This window comes from Nonomuraea sp. NPDC003727 (assembly GCF_053586935.1).
In genome coordinates this window covers 54,860-74,071 of record NZ_JBSFNE010000021.1, presented here as the reverse complement: position 1 = coordinate 74,071, position 19,212 = coordinate 54,860, and the positions used below count along the sequence as shown (strand labels likewise).

Genomic DNA, 19,212 nt, shown 5'->3' with positions numbered 1-19,212 from the left:
CTGTTCGGCGGCCCCAGCCCCTTCAGGGACGAAGACGCCACCCTCAGCACCGACCTCGACCTGTTCGGCGGCCCCAGCCCCTTCAGGGACGAAGACGCCACCCTCAGCACCGACCTCGACCTGTTCGGCGGCCCCAGCCCCTTCAGGGACGAAGACACCACCCTCAGCACCGACCTCGACCTGTTCGGCGGCCCGAGCCCGCTGAGGGACGACCTCTTCGGCGCCTCGCACGGGCAAGCGGCGCCCGCCTCCTGGGAGGGCTCCGCCTTCGCCGCCGCCCAGGAATCCAGGTCGCTGGGCGGCTACCGGGGCAGGCGCCGCCGCCGGGAGCACCCGGTGGAGGAGAGCACCACGTTCCGTCCCGACCTCCCGGCCCGTGGCCGCCGGCACCGCACCACCGAGAACGTCCGCCCCCACCGCGCCACCTCCACGGGCGCCCCCGCCACCGCGTTCTCCCCCGACGCCCCGCTCCGGGGCCGCCGCCACCGCCCCACGCCCGTACCGGCCCACCCGAGCCCGGCCTCGTCAAACGGCCCCACCCACACCGCCGCCGTCCACCCGAGCACGGCGCATGCGGCCCTCACCCACACGGGCGCCACTCACCCGAGCACGGCGCACGCCGGCCCCACTCACACGGGCGCCACCCACCCGAGCACAGCGCATACCGGCCCCACTCACACGGGCGCCACCCACCCAAGCACAGCGCACGCCGGCCCCACGCACACCGCCACCGCCGACCTGAGCCCGGCCAGCTCAAACCCGGGTCAGGAGCACGCCGGTCCGGCCCTTCCGGGTTCGTTCCGCACGCTCATCGAGCCGCTCCCGGCGCACCGCCCCCTCTTCCAGAGCCCGGTCGTCCCGACCCCCGAGCCATGGGACACCCTGTGGGAGGCCGTCGCGAAGGAACCCGTGCTCACCGGCGCGGCCCCCTCCCGCGACACCTCCGCCGACACCGGTTCCGACACCGCAGGCCGTACCTCCGCCCGGAACCGCAGGGGCCGCCACCGCGCCTGACCCCGCCGCCGCGCCCGCGCCCTCCCACGGCCCGGCCCGCGCCCCCCACCACCCCGCCCGGGCCTCCCGCCCGGGCACTCCACGACCCCGCCGGACGCCTCCCGCCCTGGCTCCCGCGACCCAGCCCGCGCCTCCCGCCCGGGGCATCCCACGACCCGCCGGGCGCCTTCCGCCCTAGGCTCCCGCGATCCGGCCCGCGCCTCCCGCCCGAGCCTCTCGCGCCCAAGGCCGCAGGGGCCGCTGCGCCTGGTCCCGCCACCATGCCAGGGCGGCGGAGGTCGGCGCGGCTGACCGCGCTGGGGTCGCAAGGCCAACCGGCGTGGGCGATCAGATGCCGTGGTCCGCGGCGAAGGCGGTCAGGCGGGCGACGGCGTCCCGTGTCCGGGTCCACGGGCGGACGATCAGGCGGTCCACGCCCATCGCCGCCCACGCGTCCACCTCCCTGGGCGACTCCAGCGAGGAGGCGTGGACGGTGACCGAGAAGGGCCGCCCGTCGCGCAACCGGGCCAGCCGTTCCAGCTGGGGCGCCGCCGACTCCAGCGTGTGGGGCATGCTGATCCAGCCGTCACACAGCGTGGCGGCCCGGCGCAGCGCCGCCGCCGACTCGCCGCCGCCGAGGATGGGCAGCGGTTGCTGGACGGGTTTCGGCTCGAAGGCCACCTCGGGGAAGGTGAAGAACCGGCCGTGGTGGGCCACCGACCGCTCCGACCACAGGCGGCGGGTGACGGTGATGGCCTCGTCGAGGCGCGGGCCGCGGGTGGCGAAGTCGATTCCGGCGGCCACCCACTCGCCCTGGTACCAGCCCGCGCCGACCCCGCAGACGGCCCGCCCGCCGGAGACGATGTCGAGGGTGGCGAAGGCGCGGGCGGAGACGAAGGGGTGGCGCAGGGCGAAGAGGTGCACCGCCGTACCGAGTCTGATCCTGGAGGTGAGGCCCGCCAGCCAGCACAGGTAGGCGGGCGCGTCGAACAGCGGCGTGTGCGGGGTGATGCCGGGCGAGGACGTGCCCGGGTAGCGGGCCAGTGACAGGTCGGTGGCGAACACCAGGTGTTCGGGTATCCACAGCGACTCGAAGCCGAGCTCGTCGGCGGCGACGGCGACGTCCTTCCACGCGGCGGGGTGGAGGAGCCCGAGCGGGACGCCGAACCTCACGCGCCGAACACCGCCTCTGTGACCCTGGCCCGGTGGGCGGCGGTGGTGCCGTAGGCGGCGGTGAGCGACCAGGTCCTGGCCAGCCAGAAGCGCAGGTCGAGCTCGTCGGTGTAGCCGATGGCGCCGTGCACCTGGAGCGCGGCGCGGGCGGCGAGCGCGGCGGCCTCTCCGGCGGCGACCTTGGCGGCGCTCACGTCCCGATCGACGTTCTGCCGGGAACCGGCGCGGTCCACCGACAGGGCGGCCCGGTGGACCAGGGGCGCGGCGAACTCCACCGCGATCGCCACGTCCGCGAGCCGGTGCTTGACCGCCTGGAACGCCCCGATCGGCTGTCCGAACTGGGTGCGGGTCTTCGCGTACTCGACCGACCTGGCCAGCAGTTCCCTGGCCACCCCGACGAGCTGCGCGGACACGCCGACCGTGACCCGCCGCAGGAGCGGCCCCGTCGCGCCGGGCCCGGCGGCCACGGCGAGCGGGGCTTCCCGGACGGGGTCCGCGGCGAGCGGGGCTTCCCGGACGGGGTCCACCGTGAACGGCGCCTGCTCCGGGCCGACAGCGGCCGGCCGTTCCCCGACGGGGTCCACCGTGAGCGGCGCCTGCCCCGGGCCGGCAGCGGCCGGCCGTTCCCGGACGGGGGCCACCGTGCGCTCCCGGACGGGGGCCACCGTGCGCTCCCGGACGGGGGCCACCGTGCGCTCCCGGTCGACGGCGAACGGCACCCGCCCCGGGTCCACGGCGGCCAGCGGCTCCAGGACGCAGTCCGCCGGCGCGCCGCCGGTGGCGTCCAGCACCACGTCGGCCAGGTCGGCGTCCAGCGCCACCCCGTCCACCAGGAGGGCGATCCGCCCCGCCCCCGGCGCGTACGGCGCGGCGGCCAGCGTCTCGACGACCGGCCCCGGCATGGCCGCCCGCCCGGTCTCCTCGACGGCGGGGATGACGTCGATCAGCGCGAGGCCGAGCCCGCCCGCCTCCTCGTCCACCAGCGCGGTGAAGAAGCCCAGCTCGGCCAGCTGTTTCCAGCCCGATCCGCGGTCGGAGGGGTGGCAGTGGTCGCGCAGCGCCTGCCGTACGGCGGCGCCGAGGGAGAGCTGCTCGTCGGTGAAGGTGAAGTTCATCGGGGCAGCCCCAGGACGCGTTCGGCGATGATGTTGCGCTGGATCTCGTTGGTGCCCGCGTAGATCGGGCCCGCGAGGGAGAACAGGTACGCGTCGAACCACGGCGTGGATGCCGCGCGCGGCCCGAGGAGTTCCATGGCGAGGGTGTGCATGCGCACGTCCAGCTCGGACCAGAAGACCTTGCCGAGGCTGGTGGTCGCGCCGAGCTCGCCCATGACGGCCGCGAAGGTGTGCAGCCGGTAGGCCTCGGCGTCGATCAGGCATCGGGCCGCCCGCTCGCGCGGCACGGGTCCGGCGTCCCTGGCGAGGGAGACGAGCCGGTTCGCGGTGGCGAGGAAGCGTCCGGGGCTGCGCAGGGTGAGACCGCGCTCGGACGAGGTGGTGGCCATCGCGATCTTCCAGCCCTGTCCGACCTCGCCCAGCACCATGTCGTCGGGCACGAAGACGCCGTCGAAGAAGAGTTCGGCGAAGCCGTGTGTGCCGTCGAGCTGGGCGATGGGCCGGACGAGCACGTCGTCCAGCGGGAAGAGGAAGTAGGTCAGTCCCTGGTGGCGCGATCCGGAGGTCCTGAACAGGCCGAAGCCGTGGGAGGCGAACGCGGCGCGGGAGCTCCACGTCTTGTGCCCGTACAGGAGCCAGCCGCCGTCGACCTGGACCGCTCGCGAGGCGAGCGCGGCCAGGTCGCTGCCGGCTCCGGGCTCGGACCAGGCCTGGGCCCAGACGTCCTCGGCCCGCGCCATCCTGGGCAGCAGCGTGGCCCGCTGCTCGGGCGTGCCGAAGGCGAACAGGGTGGGCGCGAGCAGGAAGATGCCGTTCTGGCTGACCCTGCCGGGGGCGCCGCAGGCCCAGTACTCCTCTTCGAAGATCAGCCACTCGATCGGGGAGGCGGCCCGCCCGCCGTACTCCTCGGGCCAGGAGACCACTGACAGGCGCGCGCCGGCCAGGGTCGCCTCCCACGCGCGGTGCGCCTCGAACCCGTCGCGCGTGTCCATGGAGGGCAACCGCGCGGGCACGTGAGCGGCCAGCCAGTCGCGTACCTCGGCGCGGAAGTCCTCCTCGGCGGGGGTGAAGTCGAGATCCACTCACCCAACCTAGCGCACGCTTGGTTACTTGAGAAGGTCGGCCACGCGTTCGGCGAGCGGGGTGGCGCTGGCCGGGTTCTGCCCCGTGGCCAGGCGGCCGTCGACCACGACCTGCGGCTGCCAGTCGGGCGCGGGCACGTGCGTCGCACCCTGGGCGACCAGGGCGTCGGCCAGCAGGAACGGCACGACGTGGTCCACCCCCGCGGCCTTCTCCTCGGAGTTGGTGAACCCCGCCACCCGCTTGCCCGACACCAGGGGGGTGCCGTCGGACAGCGTCAGGTTCACCAGGGCGGCGGGACCGTGGCAGACCGCGGCCACCACGCCGCCGTTCTCGTAGACCTCGCGGCCGACGCGGGCGACGTCGGGGTCGTTCGGGAAGTCCCACATGGTGCCGTGGCCGCCGGCGAACAGGACCGCGTCGAAGTCGCGGCCGTCCAGGTCGGCCAGCCTGCCCGCGTCGCGCAGCTCGCCGGAGGCGAGGAAGGCGGACTGCGCGGCGTCCTCGGGGTCGTAGCCGTCCTGCGGCGGCTGCCCGCCGAGGACGCTGGCCACCCGCACCTCGAACCCGGCCTCGCGGAAGACGTGCCACGGATGGGCGGCCTCGGAGACGTAGTATCCGGTCTTTCGCACCCCGCCCAGGTCGTCATGACTGGTCAGGGCGATCAGAATGCGCTTGCTCATGCCTCGATGATGCGCGGCGCCCGCCATCGGCCACAAATCGCCGAACCTGCTATCAGGCATCAGAATGCTGATATGTCGCTCTCGCTGGACCTCCTCAGGACCTTTCTCGCCGTGCACCGGACGGGCTCCATCACGGCCGCCGCGCAGACGCTCGGGCTGTCGCAGCCCGCGGTCACCGCGCAGGTGCGGGCGCTGGAGGCGGCGCTGGACCGGCCGCTGTTCGACAGGCTGCCGCGGGGCGTCGCCCCGACCGCCGCCGCCGACGAACTGGCCAGGCGGGTGGCGGGCGCCCTCGACGAGCTCGCCGCGGTCGTGGGGGCGGAGCTGCCCGCGCAGCAGAGCGTGCATCTCGGCGGGCCGGCCGAGTTCGTGTGCGTGGAGGTCGTGCCCGTGCTCGCGCCGCTGGTCGCCGAGGGGCTGGTGCTGCGCACCACGTTCGGGCTGACCGACGACCTGCTGGCCGAGCTGGCGGCGGGCCGGCTCGACCTGGTGGTCTCCACGGTACGGCCGCGCGTGCGGGGCGTGCAGGCCGAGGCGCTCTACGACGAGGAGTTCGTGCTGGTGGCGGCGCCGGGCGTGACGAGGGACGCGCCGATCATCGCCTACGCGGAGGACCTGCCGATCATCAGGCGCTACTGGCGGACGGTCTTCGGCCGGCGGGCCGGCATGACGGCGGGGGCCATCATCCCCGACCTGCGCGGCGTGCTGGCCGCGGTGCGCGCCGGAGCCGGCGTCTCGGTGCTGCCCGCCTACCTGTGCGCCGCCGACCTGGCGGCAGGACGCCTGGTCGCGCTCGCCGCGCCGGAGATCCCGCCGCTCAACACCGGCTACCTCGCGGTGCGCGCGGGCGGGCTGGCCAGGCCCGCGGTGGCGCGGGTGTACCGGCACCTGCTCGGGGAGTTCCGCGGCAGGCTGCTGCCGGAGTCCTAGCCGGTGAAGCGGGCGGCGAGGGCGTCGAGCTCGGCGACCACCTCGGTGGAGACGGCGCGGCGGGGCAGGCGGGAGGCGAGCGCCGTACCGAAGCCGACCATCCTGACGGTGTCGTCGATGAACCCGTCGAGGTCCTCGGGCCACGGGAAGGACGGCTGGCTGATCAGCAGCGACGCGCACCCGTGCGCGGCCGACCACACCCCCAGGGCGAGCGCCTGCGGGTCGCCGCGGAGCACCCCGGCCGCCACGCACGCCGAGACCGCCGTCACTATGTAGCCGAAGCACGCCTCGGCGGCCGAGCCCGAGCCCTGCCGCATCATCAGCACCCGGTACTGCACGGGGTGGTCGAGCGCGAAGCGCACGTAGACCCGCCCGCACCTGCCGAGCGCCATGAACGGGTGGCCGACGTCGCGCGTGGCCTCGCGCATCCGCCGTTCGAGCTCGTTCCAGGCGCGCAGGCAGACCGCCTCGATGAGCGCGTCCTTGTCGGCGAAGTGCAGGTAGACCGACGGGGTCGACACCCCGGTACGGCCCGCGACCGCGCGCAGCGTCAGCGCCGCCTCGCTGCCCGTCTCGACCAGGAGCGCCTCGGCCGCCGCGAGGATCTCCTCGCGCAGCCGTTCGCCGTGACCCGGATTGGCCCGCACCCGTTTCATCCCATCAGGTTGACACCGTCAGGTTGACGCCGTCAATGTGACCATATGACGACATTTGGGGAAGCGACCGCTGTGGTGCCGCGCGCGGACGGTGGTTTCGACGCCACGCTGGACGAGACGTGGAGCGTCGGTGGCAAGGCGCACGGCGGCTACCTGCTGGCCGTCATGGGCAGGGCCGCCGTGGAGAGCGCGGGCCATGACCATCCGCACGTGACCGCGGTGAGCGGCGCGTTCGTCTCGCCCCCTTCCTTCGGACCCGCGCGGGTCGAGGTGGAGACGCTGCGGCAGGGCAAGGCCGTCACCCAGGTGCGCGCCCGCCTGTCGCAGGACGGCGCCCCGCTGGTCGAGGCGCTGATCACGCTCGGCCGCCTCACGGAGGAGGACCCGTGGTGGTCGGACCTGGAGCCGGTGGACCTGCCCGACGAGCAGGAGTGCTGGCTGTCGCCGACCGAGCCGCCCGGCGCGGGGATGCGGGTGCCGCTGATGGAGGTCATCGAGCAGCGGCTCAACCCCGCCCACCTCGCCTTCGCCTTCGGCGAGCCGTCCCGCAGGGGAGTGATCGCGGGCTGGCAGCGTCTGGCAGACGGCTCCGACTGGGACCCGCTGTCGCTGCTGGTCGCCATGGACCCGGTGCCACCGGTCTCCTTCGACCTCGGCGCGACCGGGTGGGTGCCCACCATCCAGCTGTCGGCCTACATCAGGCGGCTGCCTGCCCCCGGCCCGCTGAGGGTACGGCTGAGCGCCTCCGACGTGACCGGCGAGCGGATGGACGAGACCGCGCACGCCTGGGACGCCAAAGGCCGCCTCGTCGCCCAGGCCACGCAGCTCGCCGCCGTCCGCACCCCCGCCCGGCCCTGAACGTGAAGTCCTCATGAGGCCGGCGAGCCGGGACGAAGCCCCAGCCGGCCCAGGCGGCGCCGACCCCGGTCTCCACCAGCGCCCGCTCCTGCGGGTCAGCCGTGGATCGCCCGTGTGATCACCACGGCGCAGGTCTCGATGGCCTGCGCCGACTGATCCTCGGCCAGCACCGCGAACTTCATCCGCACCAGCGCCCTGGCCAGCCCGTCCGCGGGCGGCCCCGCGGCGGCCCGACCGGCGCCGCGCTCCCGCTCGATCCGGTCCGCCGCCTGACCGATGTAGCCCTCGACCACCCGCGCCCTGAACGCCGCGAACTCGGGGTCCTCGCCCAGCAGTTGGACGTCTCCGACGCCTCCGTCACCGCCGAGGTCGGCCTCGGCGGCATCGGGGAGGGCCGGTTCGGTCTGGAGGTGACGCTCAGGGTGGAACTGCCCGACGAGCTCCACGGCGAGAGCGGGCAGCGGCTCGTCGAGGCCACCCACCAGGTCTGCCCCTACTCCAACGCCACCCGCGGCAACATCCCCGTCGAGCTCGTCATCGAGTGACTCCGCGCGCCGGACGGCGCTCAGCCGAGGTAGGCGGCGCGGACCACGGGATCGGCCCGGACCGACGACGGCGAACCCGTCGCGATGACCTTGCCGAGGTCGAGGACGACCAGATGGTCGCAGGTGTCCATGACGAAGCCCATGTCGTGCTCGACCAGCAGCACGGTGGTGTCGAGCGCGGCGATGACCGCGCGCAGCCGGGCGGTCTGGTCGGCGTCCAGGCCCGAGGTCGGCTCGTCCAGCAGGAGCACCGAGGGCCGGTCGGCCAGCGCGCGGGCCAGCTCGACCAGCCGCCGCTGTCCCACGGGGAGCGCGGCGGCGTAGGCGTCGCGCAGCGGCAGCAGGCCGCACAGCTCCAGGACCTCGGCGGCCCGCTCGCGCCGGGCCGCCTCCAGGGCGCGCCTGCCGGGCAGGCCCGCCAGGTCGGCGAGCACGCCGCCCCCTCCGCCGCGCCACTCCAAGGCGGCCAGGACATTGTCGGCCACGGTGAGCCGGCCGAAGACCTGCGTGCGCTGGAAGGTACGGCGCAGCCCCGCCCGTGCCCGCCGTACCGCCGGGACGCCGGTCACGTCGGCGCCCGCGACCAGCACCCGCCCCGACTGGGGACGGCGCAGGCCGGAGACGACGTCGAACAGGGTGGTCTTGCCCGCGCCGTTCGGGCCGATCACGCCGCAGACCTGCCCCTCGGGCACGGTGAAGGAGACCTCGGACAGGGCGCGGACCCCGCCGAAGGCCACGCAGACGCCCTCGACGGCCAGCGCGGGCTCGGTCATGGTGACACCCCCAGGTAGGCGGCGGTCAGGCGGTCGGCGTCCACGTCGGCGCGAGGGCCCGTCCAGGTGACGTGGCCCAGGCGCATGAAGGCGACCCGGTCGGCGAGCGCCAGCGCCTCGGTGGCCTTCTCCTCCACCAGCAGCAGCGCCACGCCGCGCTCGCGCAGCTCGGCGAACACGGCGAAGACCTGCTCGACGACCAGCGGGGCCAGGCCGAGCGAGGGCTCGTCGGCGATCAGCACGCGGGGCGGCCTGACCAGGGCGGGCGCGAGCGCGAGCAGCTGCTGCTCGCCGCCCGACAGCGCTCCGGCCGGCACGGTACGGCGGGCGGCCAGCTGCGGCATCCGCTCGTAGACCTGGTCGGGCGCCTCCAGCCAGGTCCGCAGGTTCTCCTCGACGGTCAGCCCGGGGAAGACGCCGCGTCCCTCGGGCGCCAGGAACACCCCCGCGCGGGCACGCCGGTGCGCGGGCCGGCCGGTGACGTCGTGACCGTCGAGCAGCACCCGTCCCGTGGTGACCGGCACGTCCCCGGCGGCGACGGCGCAGGTGGTGGACTTGCCCGCGCCGTTCGCGCCGAGCAGGGCGACGACCTCGCCCGGCCTGATCTCCAGGTCGACGCCCCGCAGGACGGTCACGTCGCCGTAGCCCGCGACGACGCCGTCGAGCGCGAGCACCGGGACGGGATCGGGCACCCCTTCCCGCCTGACCTCCTCGCGGGGACGCGCGGAGGGAGCCGGCCGCGCCGCCCCGGAGGCGAGCCAGGACCGCGCCGCGGCGGCACCCCCGGACGACCCGTTGGGCGGTGGCGCGGAGGGATCCTCGGGCGGCCCGCCGGGCGGTGCCTCCAACGCGGCGGTGCCGGCGGTGCTCACGGTGCCGGCAGTGCTGACCGTGCCGGCGGTGCTAGTACCGGCGGAGCGGGCGGTGCGGCGGCGGTGGCGGGCCTCGGCGAGCTGGGCGAGGACACCGTCGGGATGCCGGGCGAGGATCATCCCGCCCGTCCCGAACAGGATCGCCCCGACGTGCGCGGAGATCTCCCAGCCGGCCAGCAGCTCGGGGAAGATCGCCGCGATCAGCCCGCCGAGCACCGCGCCGCCGATCCTGCGCACGCCCTGCAGCACCACGACGGCCAGCCACACGAACCCGGCGAACGCCGGCAGGTCCGTCGCCGTGATCGACCCCTTCGACGTCGCGTACAGCACCCCGCCGAGGCCGGCGATCGCCGACGCCAGCGCGAACAGCATGACCTTCGTCCGCGGCCCCGACACCCCGACCGTCGCCGCCGCGGCGGGCGCCGACCTGACGGCCAGGATCGCCCGGCCGGACACCGACCGTTCCAGGTTGCGGACCACCAGCCCGGCCAGCCCGATGAGCGCCAGCAGCAGCACGACCCGCACGCGCGGATCGGTGGTGTCGGCCACGCCGAAGGACAGGGCGGGCAGCGGCCAGCCGATGGTCCCGTTGCTGAAGGCGTCGACCTGGAAGAGCACCTGGTCGGCGAGCAGCGCCAGGGCGAGCGTGGCGAGTGTGAGGATCCTGCCGCCGAGCCGGAGCGCGGGCAGGGCCACCAGCACCCCGACGGCCGTGGCCGCCAGCACCCCGACCAGGATGGCCACGGGCAACGGCCAGCCGGAGGCGAAGGCCCACCCGCAGGTGAGCGCGGCCATCGCGGCGAAGGCCGCCTGCGCGAGGTTCACCATGCCGCCGATGCCCGTCACGACCACGAACGAGCAGAAGATCAGCGCCAGCACCAGCCCCTGCGCCACCACGCCGACGTAGAAGTCGTCCGCGGGCCTGGTGAACGTCCATACCAGCAGCGCCACCAGGCCGGCCAGCCACGGCAGCCGGCGCCGCCAGACGGGCAGGTCGGCGAGGTGGTCGGGCGGCGGCGCGTCCTGGGCGGCGCTGCCGGCCACCCGCTCCCGCGACCTGTTCAGCAGCACGAGCCCCACGAACAGCAGGATCACCGGGACGGCCGTGCGCAGCCCGGTGATCTCGGCCGCGAAGTCCGCGTAGCCGGCGACCAGGTTCTGCACCACGCCCAGCCCGAGGCCCGCGGCGAACGTCCACGGGATCGAGCGCAACCGGCCGAACACCGACGCCGTCGCCGAGGCGAACAGCAGCACGGTGAACGCCCCCGAGTCCAGGCCCACCACCGGCAGGGCCAGCACGCCTGCCAGGCCTGCCAGCCCGGAGCTGAGCGTCCACGCCAGCGCGGAGGTTGCGTCGGCGTCGATCCCGCGCAGCGTGGCCAGGCCGCGCCGGTCGACCGCGGCCCGCATCCGCAGCCCGTACGGCGTGTGCCGCATGAACAGCCACAGCCCCGCCGCCACCAGCGCCGCCACGCAGAAGGTGATGACCTGGTCGGAGTCGAAGCTCATCCCGCCGAGCGAGACCTGCGCCGCCGGATAGGGGCCGACGCCGTGCGGCAGGGCGGTGGCGTCGGCGGGCGGCAGGCCGAGCGGCTCGTCCAGCAGGTCGGCGACGAGCAGCCCGAGCGCGGGCAGCGCGATGGTCAGCCCGATCGTCGCCACGATCTGCGCGGTCTCTCCCGCGTGGGCCAGACCCCTGAACATCGCCTTGTGCAGGCCGTAGCCGAGCAGCGGGGCGAACCCGGCGACGGCGAGCAGGGCCGCGGCCCATCCAGGCCAGCCCAGACCGACGTTGAGCTCGAAGAAGACCAGCGCGGTCAGGAAGCCGACCGCCCCGTGGGCGAAGTTGAACACGCCGGTGGCGGCGTACGAGAGGGTCAGGCCCGAGGCCATCACGGCGAAGACGGCGCCGGTGACCAGCCCGCTCAGGACGTAGGCGAGCATCTACTTGAGCGGGACGTTGTCGAAGCACTTCATGTTCTTGGCCACCTGGTAGGCCCCGGCCTGGAGCCTGACCAGGGCGCCGCAGCCGTTGGGCTCGTCGTGGTCCTTGGGGTAGCGGATCCTGCCGAATCCGGCGTTCTCGTAGCTGAACGAGCCGTTGCCCGTGGCCAGGAACTTCTCGCGGGTGAGGTCCTTGCCGGTCTGTTCGAGCATCTTCAGGAAGATGTCGGCCGACCAGTACCCGATGGCCAGGTGCTGGGTGAGCGCGGTGCCGGGGGCGATCTTCTCCACGTCCTGCCTGAGCTGGGCGATCTCGGGGGCGCTCGATTCGAAGGGCTCGAACATGGGGGCGGCGATCACGCCCTCGAGGGCCTGGGCCGTGGCGGCGTCCTTGAGGATGGCCGCGTCGTAGCTGGTGGCGTCGCTGAGCACGCCCTTGTAGCCGGCCTTCTTCAGCGCGGAGTAGAGGCCGACGTTGAACTTGGTGCCGGCGATGATCGACACCACGATGTCGGGTGGCCCGCCGCCGTCCGAGGTCATGATCTTGTCGACGTAGGGCAGCCAGTCGGCGGGCGGCGCGGCGGCCGGCAACGCCGAGTTGAGCCCGACGAGCTCGAAGCCCGCGGCCTGGAAGGACTGGGAGATGGTCTTGCCGCCGTACTTGCTGCCGCTGGAGTCGGAGGTCTGCACGTAGACGGTCTTGCCCGCGGCGCCGCCGAGCAGGTCGGCCATCTGGTTGCCCCACCAGGTCTGGGAGCCCGCGCCCGGCTTGGGCGCCAGGCAGCCGTTGTATCCGAAGCCGGTCCTGGTGCCGCACCACTGCGGGCCGGTCGCCCAGCCGAACCACGGCACGCCCTGCTGCTCGAGGAAGACCGCGCCGCCGAAGTTGGGGGCGTGGACGGGGACGAGGGCGAACACCTTGTCCTTCTGGACGAGCTTCTTGGCCGCCGCGTCGCCCTTGGCGGCGTCCTGGGTGTCGTCCTCGGCGCCGACGAACTCGATCTTCCGGCCGTGGACGCCTCCGGCCGCGTTCGCCCGCTCGAATCTGGCCCTGGCGCCGATCTCGGCGTCCTTGGTGGAGTAGCCGCTGGCGCTGGTCTTGGTGAGCACACCGCCGACCCGCACCGTCGTGTCGGTCACCCCCGGGGTCTGCCCGCCCGGAGCCGCCGCCTTCTGTTGCGCCGCGCATCCCGCGATCGCCATCACCGTTGCCAGCACCACGAGTTCTCGCCGCAACCCAGCCTCCGCTTTTTGGCCTAGCGCTCGCTTGGTTTTGCGTCAGAGTAGGTTCGGGCCGAATAGGTGTCAACGCTTCTCAACCAAGCATGTGCTTGCTACGGTTCGGGCATGCTGATGCGCGCCGCCGTCCTGACCGGATTCCACCGGCCGATGGAGATCCGCGAGGTGGAGATCGCCGATCCCGGCCCGGGCGAGGTGCGCGTCCAGATCAAGGCCTCCGGCGTGTGCGGGTCCGACCTCAAGGCCATCGACGGCAAGAGCCCCGTGGTCCGGCAGCCGCCGTTCATCCTCGGCCACGAGAGCGCGGGCATCGTCGAGAGCGTCGGCGAGGGCGTGACCGCGGTCGCGCCGGGCGACCACGTGATCATCTCCATGAGCGGCCCGTGCGGGAAGTGCCGGCAGTGCGGGGCCGGCCGCTTCCACCTGTGCTCGGGCCCCGCCAGGATGACCGCGATCATGGGCGGCGAGCCCAGGGTCACCATGGACGGGCAGGAGACGCGCCGGTTCATCGGCATCGGCGCCTTCGCCGAGTACGCCGTCGTCAGGGAGGCGATGTGCGTGAAGATCGCCCCCGACGCGCCGTTCGACGCCATGTGCCTGCTGGCGTGCGGCGTCATCACCGGGGTCGGCGCCGTCCTGAACGTCGCCCAGGTCGGCCAGGGCTCCAGCGTGCTGGTCGTCGGCTGCGGCGGCGTCGGGCTCAACGTCGTCCAGGGGGCGGTGCTGGCGGGCGCCACCACGATCATCGCCGCCGACGTCGTCGAGCAGAAGCTCAAGCTCGCCGCCCGCTTCGGCGCCACCCACACCCTGCTCGCCGGCGACCTCCCCCAGCAGGTCGGCGAGATCGTGCGCGGCGGCGTCGACCACGCCTTCGACGCCACGGGCGTCGCCGGCGTCCTCGGCCAGGCCTTCGCCGCCACCCAGCCGGGCGGCACCACGGTCATGGTCGGCAGCCCCGCCGCCGGCACCCCCCTGACCATCGAGCCCGGCCTGCTGTTCGCCTCCCGCCGCCTCATGGGCACCCAGGGCGGCGACGCGGCCCCCCACCGCGACCTGCCCATGCTGGCCGCGCAGTACCAGCGCGGCCGTCTCGATCTCGACGGCCTGATCACCGAACGCCTCCCCCTGGCCGACATCGACCAGGCCGTCGCGCACGTCCGCCAGGGCAGCGTCGCCCGCTCCGTGATCGTCTTCTAGCCCGCCGTCCGCCACGGCGCCGCCCGGCCCTACGATGGTGTGATCATTGGCGACGGCCCCGGGCGGAAGCGGGACGATGACCACACTCGAGCAGGGACGCGACACCCGCACCAGGATCCTGGCCGCCGCCCGCACGCTGTTCGCCGAGCGCGGCTACGCCGCCACGTCGCTGGCCGACATCGCCGCCGCGGTCGGGCTGACCAAGACGGCCGTCGCCTACCACTTCCACCCCAAGGACACGCTGGCCGCCGAGCTGATCGCGCCCTGCGCCGACGACATGCTCGACCTGCTGGGCACCGACTTCGCCGACCGGCGCGCGCTCGTGACGGCGCTGGCGGCCTTCACCGTACGGCACCGCGCGGTGATCAGGCTGGTCATGGAGGACCTGGGCGGTGCCGACGACGCGCCCGCCGGATCGCCGGGCGAGGCCATCAGGACCTTCCGCGACGAGATCTTCACCAAGCTCGTCGGCCCCGAACCGACGCGGGAGACGCGGGTACGCGGGTGGGCGGTGCTCGGCGCGCTCCAGTGGGGCGTCGTGCAGACGATGGACCTGCCCGAGGAGAGCGTGCTGCCCGTGCTCACCGCGGCCGCCCTCGCCATCTGAGGAGGGGGCGGCCGGACGGTCGTCAGTCCGCGGGCGATCCAGCGCCGGAGGTCGGCGCGGGAGTCGGCTCGGGGTCGGTGCCCGCGGGCGGATCGACGTCGGGTGGCGTGCTCGGCTCGCCAGGGTCGGGGAACGACTGACCCGCCACGCCGACCGTGATCACGATCGGCTGTCCAGGCGCGGCGCACGTGCCGGGCGACACGCTCTGCCCGAGCACCGAGTCCACCTGGCCGATCTCGCCGACGATCTGGGGCCGCTGCCGTACCGTGAGGCCCGCGTCTCCCAGCACGGCCCGGGCCTCACGCCTGGACAGCCCCACCACCTGCGGCACCCGCACGCCGTGCCGGGCCACCGTCAGCGCGACCGCACGGCCCGCCGTCACGCGCGCGCCCGCCGCCGGCCTGCTGCTGATCACCTGGTCGTCGGGCAGGTCGGAGCAGCTCGTGCCGATCCTGCCCACCTTCAGTCCCGCCGTCTTCAGCGCCGCCTCGGCGGCCTCGCGCGACATCCCCGTCAGCGCGGGCACCTCGACGCCGCCCGCCGACACCTTCAGGTCGACCCTGGTGCCCCTGGCCACCCTCGCTCCCGGTCCAGGCGTGCTCCCCAGCACCTCGCCCGACGGCCGTGAGGATTCGCTCGAACGCACCGACCCCACGACGAGCCCCGCGCCCTCGATCGCCCTGATCGCCGCGGAACGGTCCAGTCCCACGACGCCAGGCACCGCGTACAGGACCGGCTGAGCGGGCACCGTGAGCGGCGGACGCTCGACCGTCGCGGGGCTGTCGCTGATCCCGCCCGAGCCCTGCTGGACCGTCGCCGGGGTGGGCGTCCCGGTCACGACCGCGGACCTGGGCGCGGCGGCGGCCGGTGTCCTGGCGCTCTGCAGGGCCGGCACCAGGACGGCGACCAGCACCGCGGCGCTGATCAGCAGCGCGGAGGAGACCGCCAGCGAGACGCGGTTGGCGGCGGGCCCCGCCCAGCGGCCTGGATGGGTGGCCTCCGGTGTCCAGCCCGCGGGTCCCGGCCACGAGGGATGGCCTTCCCCCACGTCGCCCACCGAATGCGCCCGCCGGGGGCCCGCCGGATCCGCCGGATCCCCCGACGTCCAACGGCCCGCCGGATCCGCCGAATCCCCCGCTGTCCGGGGGCCCGCGGGATCCCCCGCCGGCCAGGGGTTCGAGGGATCCGCCGTCGGCCGGGGGCCCGCCGGACGTCTGGCGGGCGCCGCGCCCGAGCCGGAGGCCCGGACCGCTTCCCTCAGCCGGGCGCCCGCGACCGGCTCGGCGCCGCGCTGCGCCGGGATCTCCGGCAGCAGGTAGCCGCCCGAGGCCCCGGTCGCCTCCGGCTCGGCCAGCGGGTCCGGATCCACGCGCAGGATGTGCGGCGCGGGCGAGCGCAGCACCTCCGCCGGCACGCCCCCACCCGCGCCCAGCAGCGCCAGCAGCAGCTCCCCGCTGGCCGGCCGGTTGCGCGGGTCCTTGTCCAGGCAGCAGGCGACCAGGCCGCGCAGCCGCCCGTCGAGCCGCCCCAGCTCGGGCTGCGCGGTCAGGATGCGGTGCAGCACCGGCGCCACCGAGTCCTGTCCGAACGGCGCGGCGGCGTTGGCCGCGAAGCACATCGTCGCGCCCCACGCGAAGACGTCCACCGCCCCGGTGATCGCCGAGGCGGTGATCTGCTCGGGCGCCATGTAGGCGGGCGTGCCCACGCCCCTGCCGCTCACGGTCGCCGCCGCGTCCAGCACCTTGGCCAGGCCGAAGTCGATCACGCGGGGGCCGTCGGAACCGAGCAGCACGTTCTGCGGTTTGAAGTCACGGTGCACGATGCCGGCGCGGTGGATGGCGGCCAGCGCGGTGGCGGTGCCGACCGCGAGCCGTTCGAGGGCGCCGCCGCCGCGCGGGCCCTCGAGTGCCACGTCCCTGGCCAGCGAGGGTCCTTCGACGTACTCGCTGACGATGTACGGCCTGCCGTCGTCCAGCCCGGCGTCCACCACCTGCGCCGTGCAGAACCGCGCGACCTGCTTGGCCAGCTCGACCTCGCGCAGGAAAGCCGCCGGCTCCTCGCCCACGGGTCCGTGCAGCAACTTGATCGCGAAAGAGTTCGCGCCTAACTCGCCGAGGTAGACGATCCCCTGACCGCCCTCCCCCAGCCGCCCGGACAGTTCGTAGTCGCCCAGTCGCTGAGGGTCCCCCGCCCGGAGCGGTTTCGGCACGGGCGCCTCCCCTCGCCGCCCACCGGTTACCTCTCTACTGAAGTCGAGGGATCGCGGCGCGTCAACGGACCGTGACGCCGTTGTGATGTCCTATTTCTGGATACTTCCTGTGTAGCGAGGGGTGTCCTCGCCCGCTCTGATCACCTGAAACGTGTACCCGCGCGTGTCCTCCGCGGCGAACACCACCCGGCCGGGATGGCATCCCTCACCCCTGACCTGCGACAGGTCGTAGGTGGCCGGGTCGACTCTGGCCAGGACGCCGTCACAGTGGAGGCTCTGGCCCCACCGCATGGTGCCCCCGGCCGCGTCGCCCCGCAGGCTCAGCCGTATCGGGAAGGTGACCTTCGAGCTAGGGTGATGGGCCGCGCCGGACCACTCGCCGGCGAGCGGCGGCGGATCGCCGCGCCACGGGCTCGCCAGCGCGAGCGCGCCCGCCGCCAGCGCCAGCGCGCCGGCCACCGCCGCCGCGATCCACCACCACCGCCACGGCCACCGCCCGGCACGGCTCGGCCGTGCCGGGTGCTCCGCGGCCACGAGCGTGCCCTCGTCGGTGCGGCTCGCGGCTGCGCGCTCGGCCACCGAGACCGGTGGGCGCCCCGGCGCCGCCGCCCCATGGACCGAGCGGGGCGCGGGCGGAGAGGCCACGGGCGGAACGGCGCCGGGCAGAGTGGCGGCGGACGAGGCGCCGGCGGACAGGGTGGCGGCGGGCGGGGTGGCGGCGGGCCCGCCGAGCAGGACGGCCAGCGCCTCCTCCGCCGTGGGCCGCTCCTGCGGCGCCCTGGCCAGGCACGCCACCACCAGCTCCCGCAGCGTTCCCGACAACTGCCCGAGGTCCGGCGTGCCGTACAGGATCCTGCCGAGCACCGCGGGATAGGAGTCGGCGGCGAACGCGGCCCGCCCGCTGGAGGCGAACGACATGGTCAGCCCCCACGCGAACAGGTCCACCGGCGTGCCCGCGGGCTCCCCGCTGATCTGCTCGGGGGCCAGGTAGGCGGGCGTGCCGACCGGTTGGGCGCCGACGGTGCTGGTGGAGTCGATCAACCGCGCGATCCCGAAGTCGATCACCCGTGGCCCCTCCGGGCCGAGCAGCACGTTCTGCGGCTTGAAGTCGCGGTGGACCACGCCCGCACGGTGGATCGCCGCCAGCGCGGTCATCGTGCCCACCGCGAGCCGGTCGAGGGCGCCGCCCGTGCGCGGCCCCTCCCGTGTGACGAGCACGTGCAGCGACTCGCCTTCGACCAGCTCGCTGACGACGTACGGCCTGCCGTCCGTCACCCCCGCGTCGAGCACCTGCGCCGTGCAGAACGGGGCCACCCTGCGGATGCTCTCGAGCTCCGCCCGCAGCCTCCGCTCGGTGCGCAGGCCCTGCGCGTCGTCGGAGCGGGCGTGCAGCCACTTGACCGCCACGCGCTTCCCGCCGGGCGACAGCGCCTCGTAGACCACGCCCTGGCCGCCCTGGCCGAGCCGGGCGAGGACGCGGTATCCCTGAAGGTCCTGCGGATCGCCCGGTTGGAGGGGGCTCGACGGCATGCCGACAACTATAGGAAGGCGGCGTACCGGTCGAGAACCGGCAGCACCTCGTCGGCCGTCCCGCTGGGCAGCGACAGCACGGTCTCCTCGATGCCGAGCGCGGCGTAGTAGTCGAGCTTGCCGCGGGTGGGCAGGGTGCCGAACGGGATCACCTTCGCCGTCGCCGACGCCTCCCGCAACGCGGGCAGCGCCGCCTTGATGCCCTTGCCGCCGATCGGCATCCAGCCGTCGGCGTACTCGGCGACGTGCGCGAACAGGGTGGGTCCCGCGGCTCCGCCCACGTAGACCGGCGGCCCCGAGACCGGCTTGGGCCACGACCACGACGGCTCGACGCCGTCGAAGGCCGCCACCTCCCGGCTCCACAGGGCCTTCATCGCCAGCACGTGGCGCCTGGCCACCTGCCGCCGCTCCCGGTACGGCACGCCGTGGTTCTCGATCTCCTCCACGTTCCAGCCGAAGCCGACGCCGATCACCACGCGCCCGCCCGACAGGTGGTCCAGCGTGGCGATCGCCTTGGCGGTGACGATGGGCTCGCGCTGGGCGGCCAGCAGGATGCCGGTGCCGAGCGTGATCGTCGAGGTCACGGCCGCCGCCGACGCCAGGGCGACCAGGGGGTCGAGCGTGCGTCGGTACTCCTCGGCGAGCTGCGGCGTACCCGTGGGCGGCGGGGTGCGGCGGGACACCGGGATGTGGGTGTGCTCGGGCAGGTAGAGGGAGGAGAAGCCGCGTTCCTCAGCCGCCCTGGCCAGGTCGGCGACGGGCATCGCCAGGTCGGTGCTGAACATCGTGACGCCAAGCCGCATGACCG

General features: G+C 74.5%; 17 protein-coding genes and 1 pseudogene. 6 read left to right on the top strand and 12 right to left on the bottom strand.

Going from position 1 to position 19,212, the window contains the following annotated elements:
* A pseudogene (locus tag ACWDLG_RS37415) lies at nucleotides 1–1,014 on the top strand (hypothetical protein); the annotation flags it as partial.
* A 327-nt stretch (nucleotides 1,015–1,341) separates the two neighbouring features.
* Here ACWDLG_RS37415 and ACWDLG_RS37410 read toward each other — a convergent pair.
* From ACWDLG_RS37410 to ACWDLG_RS37395, 4 genes are read right to left on the bottom strand one after another with little or no spacing between them, the layout of a single operon-like run.
* Nucleotides 1,342–2,166 carry a TIGR03619 family F420-dependent LLM class oxidoreductase gene (locus ACWDLG_RS37410; RefSeq protein WP_449929194.1) on the bottom strand — a complete coding sequence of 275 codons (825 nt, stop codon included), beginning with the start codon at nucleotides 2,164–2,166 and terminating at the stop codon, nucleotides 1,342–1,344.
* A complete protein-coding gene (locus tag ACWDLG_RS37405; RefSeq protein WP_449929192.1) occupies nucleotides 2,163–3,281 on the bottom strand; it encodes an acyl-CoA dehydrogenase family protein in 1,119 nt (372 codons plus the stop codon). Before ACWDLG_RS37405 ends, ACWDLG_RS37410 begins: the two co-directional genes overlap by 4 nt.
* Nucleotides 3,278–4,363: an acyl-CoA dehydrogenase family protein gene (locus ACWDLG_RS37400; protein ID WP_449929190.1), complete on the bottom strand. Its 1,086-nt coding sequence runs from the start codon at nucleotides 4,361–4,363 to the stop codon at nucleotides 3,278–3,280. Before ACWDLG_RS37400 ends, ACWDLG_RS37405 begins: the two co-directional genes overlap by 4 nt.
* A gap of 24 nt (nucleotides 4,364–4,387) precedes the next feature.
* Nucleotides 4,388–5,044 carry a type 1 glutamine amidotransferase domain-containing protein gene (locus ACWDLG_RS37395; protein ID WP_354917977.1) on the bottom strand — a complete coding sequence of 219 codons (657 nt, stop codon included), beginning with the start codon at nucleotides 5,042–5,044 and terminating at the stop codon, nucleotides 4,388–4,390.
* A 72-nt stretch (nucleotides 5,045–5,116) separates the two neighbouring features.
* On the opposite strand from ACWDLG_RS37395, the gene ACWDLG_RS37390 reads away from it, so the two are divergent.
* Complete coding sequence (locus ACWDLG_RS37390; protein WP_449929188.1) at nucleotides 5,117–5,974, top strand: LysR family transcriptional regulator; 858 nt, start codon at nucleotides 5,117–5,119, stop codon at nucleotides 5,972–5,974.
* On the opposite strand, the gene ACWDLG_RS37385 is transcribed toward ACWDLG_RS37390, so the two are convergent.
* A complete protein-coding gene (locus ACWDLG_RS37385; protein ID WP_449929186.1) occupies nucleotides 5,971–6,630 on the bottom strand; it encodes a TetR/AcrR family transcriptional regulator in 660 nt (219 codons plus the stop codon). The genes ACWDLG_RS37390 and ACWDLG_RS37385 overlap by 4 nt on opposite strands.
* A gap of 45 nt (nucleotides 6,631–6,675) precedes the next feature.
* Here ACWDLG_RS37385 and ACWDLG_RS37380 point away from each other — a divergent pair, with 45 nt between their 5' ends.
* Entirely contained in the window at nucleotides 6,676–7,488 is an 813-nt protein-coding gene (locus ACWDLG_RS37380; protein ID WP_449929184.1) for a thioesterase family protein, read from the top strand.
* A 95-nt stretch (nucleotides 7,489–7,583) separates the two neighbouring features.
* On the opposite strand, the gene ACWDLG_RS37375 is transcribed toward ACWDLG_RS37380, so the two are convergent.
* Nucleotides 7,584–7,934 carry a hypothetical protein gene (locus tag ACWDLG_RS37375; protein ID WP_449929182.1) on the bottom strand — a complete coding sequence of 117 codons (351 nt, stop codon included), beginning with the start codon at nucleotides 7,932–7,934 and terminating at the stop codon, nucleotides 7,584–7,586.
* Between ACWDLG_RS37375 and ACWDLG_RS37370 the strand changes: the two genes are divergently transcribed.
* Nucleotides 7,911–8,033, top strand: coding sequence for a hypothetical protein (locus tag ACWDLG_RS37370; RefSeq protein WP_449929180.1), 123 nt, complete (start codon nucleotides 7,911–7,913; stop codon nucleotides 8,031–8,033). The genes ACWDLG_RS37375 and ACWDLG_RS37370 overlap by 24 nt on opposite strands.
* 20 nt (nucleotides 8,034–8,053) lie before the next feature.
* Here the strand turns inward: ACWDLG_RS37370 and ACWDLG_RS37365 are convergent, their stop codons facing one another.
* From ACWDLG_RS37365 to ACWDLG_RS37355, 3 genes are read right to left on the bottom strand one after another with little or no spacing between them, the layout of a single operon-like run.
* Entirely contained in the window at nucleotides 8,054–8,806 is a 753-nt protein-coding gene (locus ACWDLG_RS37365) for an ABC transporter ATP-binding protein (protein ID WP_449929178.1), read from the bottom strand.
* Entirely contained in the window at nucleotides 8,803–11,622 is a 2,820-nt protein-coding gene (locus ACWDLG_RS37360; RefSeq protein WP_449929176.1) for an ABC transporter permease subunit, read from the bottom strand. The genes ACWDLG_RS37365 and ACWDLG_RS37360 overlap by 4 nt, the downstream gene beginning before the upstream one ends.
* Nucleotides 11,623–12,858 carry an ABC transporter substrate-binding protein gene (locus tag ACWDLG_RS37355; protein WP_354917960.1) on the bottom strand — a complete coding sequence of 412 codons (1,236 nt, stop codon included), beginning with the start codon at nucleotides 12,856–12,858 and terminating at the stop codon, nucleotides 11,623–11,625.
* A gap of 111 nt (nucleotides 12,859–12,969) precedes the next feature.
* On the opposite strand from ACWDLG_RS37355, the gene ACWDLG_RS37350 reads away from it, so the two are divergent.
* The gene (locus ACWDLG_RS37350) at nucleotides 12,970–14,058 is read left to right on the top strand and encodes an alcohol dehydrogenase catalytic domain-containing protein (protein ID WP_449929173.1); all 1,089 of its coding nucleotides are present in this window, start codon (nucleotides 12,970–12,972) and stop codon (nucleotides 14,056–14,058) included.
* Between the two features lie 76 nt (nucleotides 14,059–14,134).
* Complete coding sequence (locus ACWDLG_RS37345; protein WP_354917955.1) at nucleotides 14,135–14,665, top strand: TetR/AcrR family transcriptional regulator; 531 nt, start codon at nucleotides 14,135–14,137, stop codon at nucleotides 14,663–14,665.
* Nucleotides 14,666–14,687: 22 nt separating this feature from the next.
* On the opposite strand, the gene ACWDLG_RS37340 is transcribed toward ACWDLG_RS37345, so the two are convergent.
* From ACWDLG_RS37340 to ACWDLG_RS37330, 3 genes are all read right to left on the bottom strand, one after another.
* Nucleotides 14,688–16,874: a PASTA domain-containing protein gene (locus tag ACWDLG_RS37340; RefSeq protein WP_449929172.1), complete on the bottom strand. Its 2,187-nt coding sequence runs from the start codon at nucleotides 16,872–16,874 to the stop codon at nucleotides 14,688–14,690.
* A gap of 90 nt (nucleotides 16,875–16,964) precedes the next feature.
* On the bottom strand, nucleotides 16,965–18,404 hold the full coding sequence (locus ACWDLG_RS37335) for a serine/threonine-protein kinase (protein WP_449929171.1): 1,440 nt from the start codon (nucleotides 18,402–18,404) through the stop codon (nucleotides 16,965–16,967).
* Between the two features lie 8 nt (nucleotides 18,405–18,412).
* Nucleotides 18,413–19,207, bottom strand: coding sequence for a TIGR03619 family F420-dependent LLM class oxidoreductase (locus tag ACWDLG_RS37330; protein ID WP_354917946.1), 795 nt, complete (start codon nucleotides 19,205–19,207; stop codon nucleotides 18,413–18,415).
* Nucleotides 19,208–19,212 lie beyond the last annotated feature (5 nt).

Coding starts and splice junctions, on each gene's coding strand:
- ACWDLG_RS37405 (WP_449929192.1), bottom strand. CDS start 3,281: ATGAACTTCACCTTCACCGACGAGCAGCTCTCCCTCGGCGCCGCCGTA.
- ACWDLG_RS37395 (WP_354917977.1), bottom strand. CDS start 5,044: ATGAGCAAGCGCATTCTGATCGCCCTGACCAGTCATGACGACCTGGGC.
- ACWDLG_RS37390 (WP_449929188.1), top strand. CDS start 5,117: ATGTCGCTCTCGCTGGACCTCCTCAGGACCTTTCTCGCCGTGCACCGG.
- ACWDLG_RS37385 (WP_449929186.1), bottom strand. CDS start 6,630: ATGAAACGGGTGCGGGCCAATCCGGGTCACGGCGAACGGCTGCGCGAG.
- ACWDLG_RS37380 (WP_449929184.1), top strand. CDS start 6,676: ATGACGACATTTGGGGAAGCGACCGCTGTGGTGCCGCGCGCGGACGGT.
- ACWDLG_RS37365 (WP_449929178.1), bottom strand. CDS start 8,806: ATGACCGAGCCCGCGCTGGCCGTCGAGGGCGTCTGCGTGGCCTTCGGC.
- ACWDLG_RS37360 (WP_449929176.1), bottom strand. CDS start 11,622: ATGCTCGCCTACGTCCTGAGCGGGCTGGTCACCGGCGCCGTCTTCGCC.
- ACWDLG_RS37350 (WP_449929173.1), top strand. CDS start 12,970: ATGCTGATGCGCGCCGCCGTCCTGACCGGATTCCACCGGCCGATGGAG.
- ACWDLG_RS37345 (WP_354917955.1), top strand. CDS start 14,135: ATGACCACACTCGAGCAGGGACGCGACACCCGCACCAGGATCCTGGCC.
- ACWDLG_RS37335 (WP_449929171.1), bottom strand. CDS start 18,404: ATGCCGTCGAGCCCCCTCCAACCGGGCGATCCGCAGGACCTTCAGGGA.
- ACWDLG_RS37330 (WP_354917946.1), bottom strand. CDS start 19,207: ATGCGGCTTGGCGTCACGATGTTCAGCACCGACCTGGCGATGCCCGTC.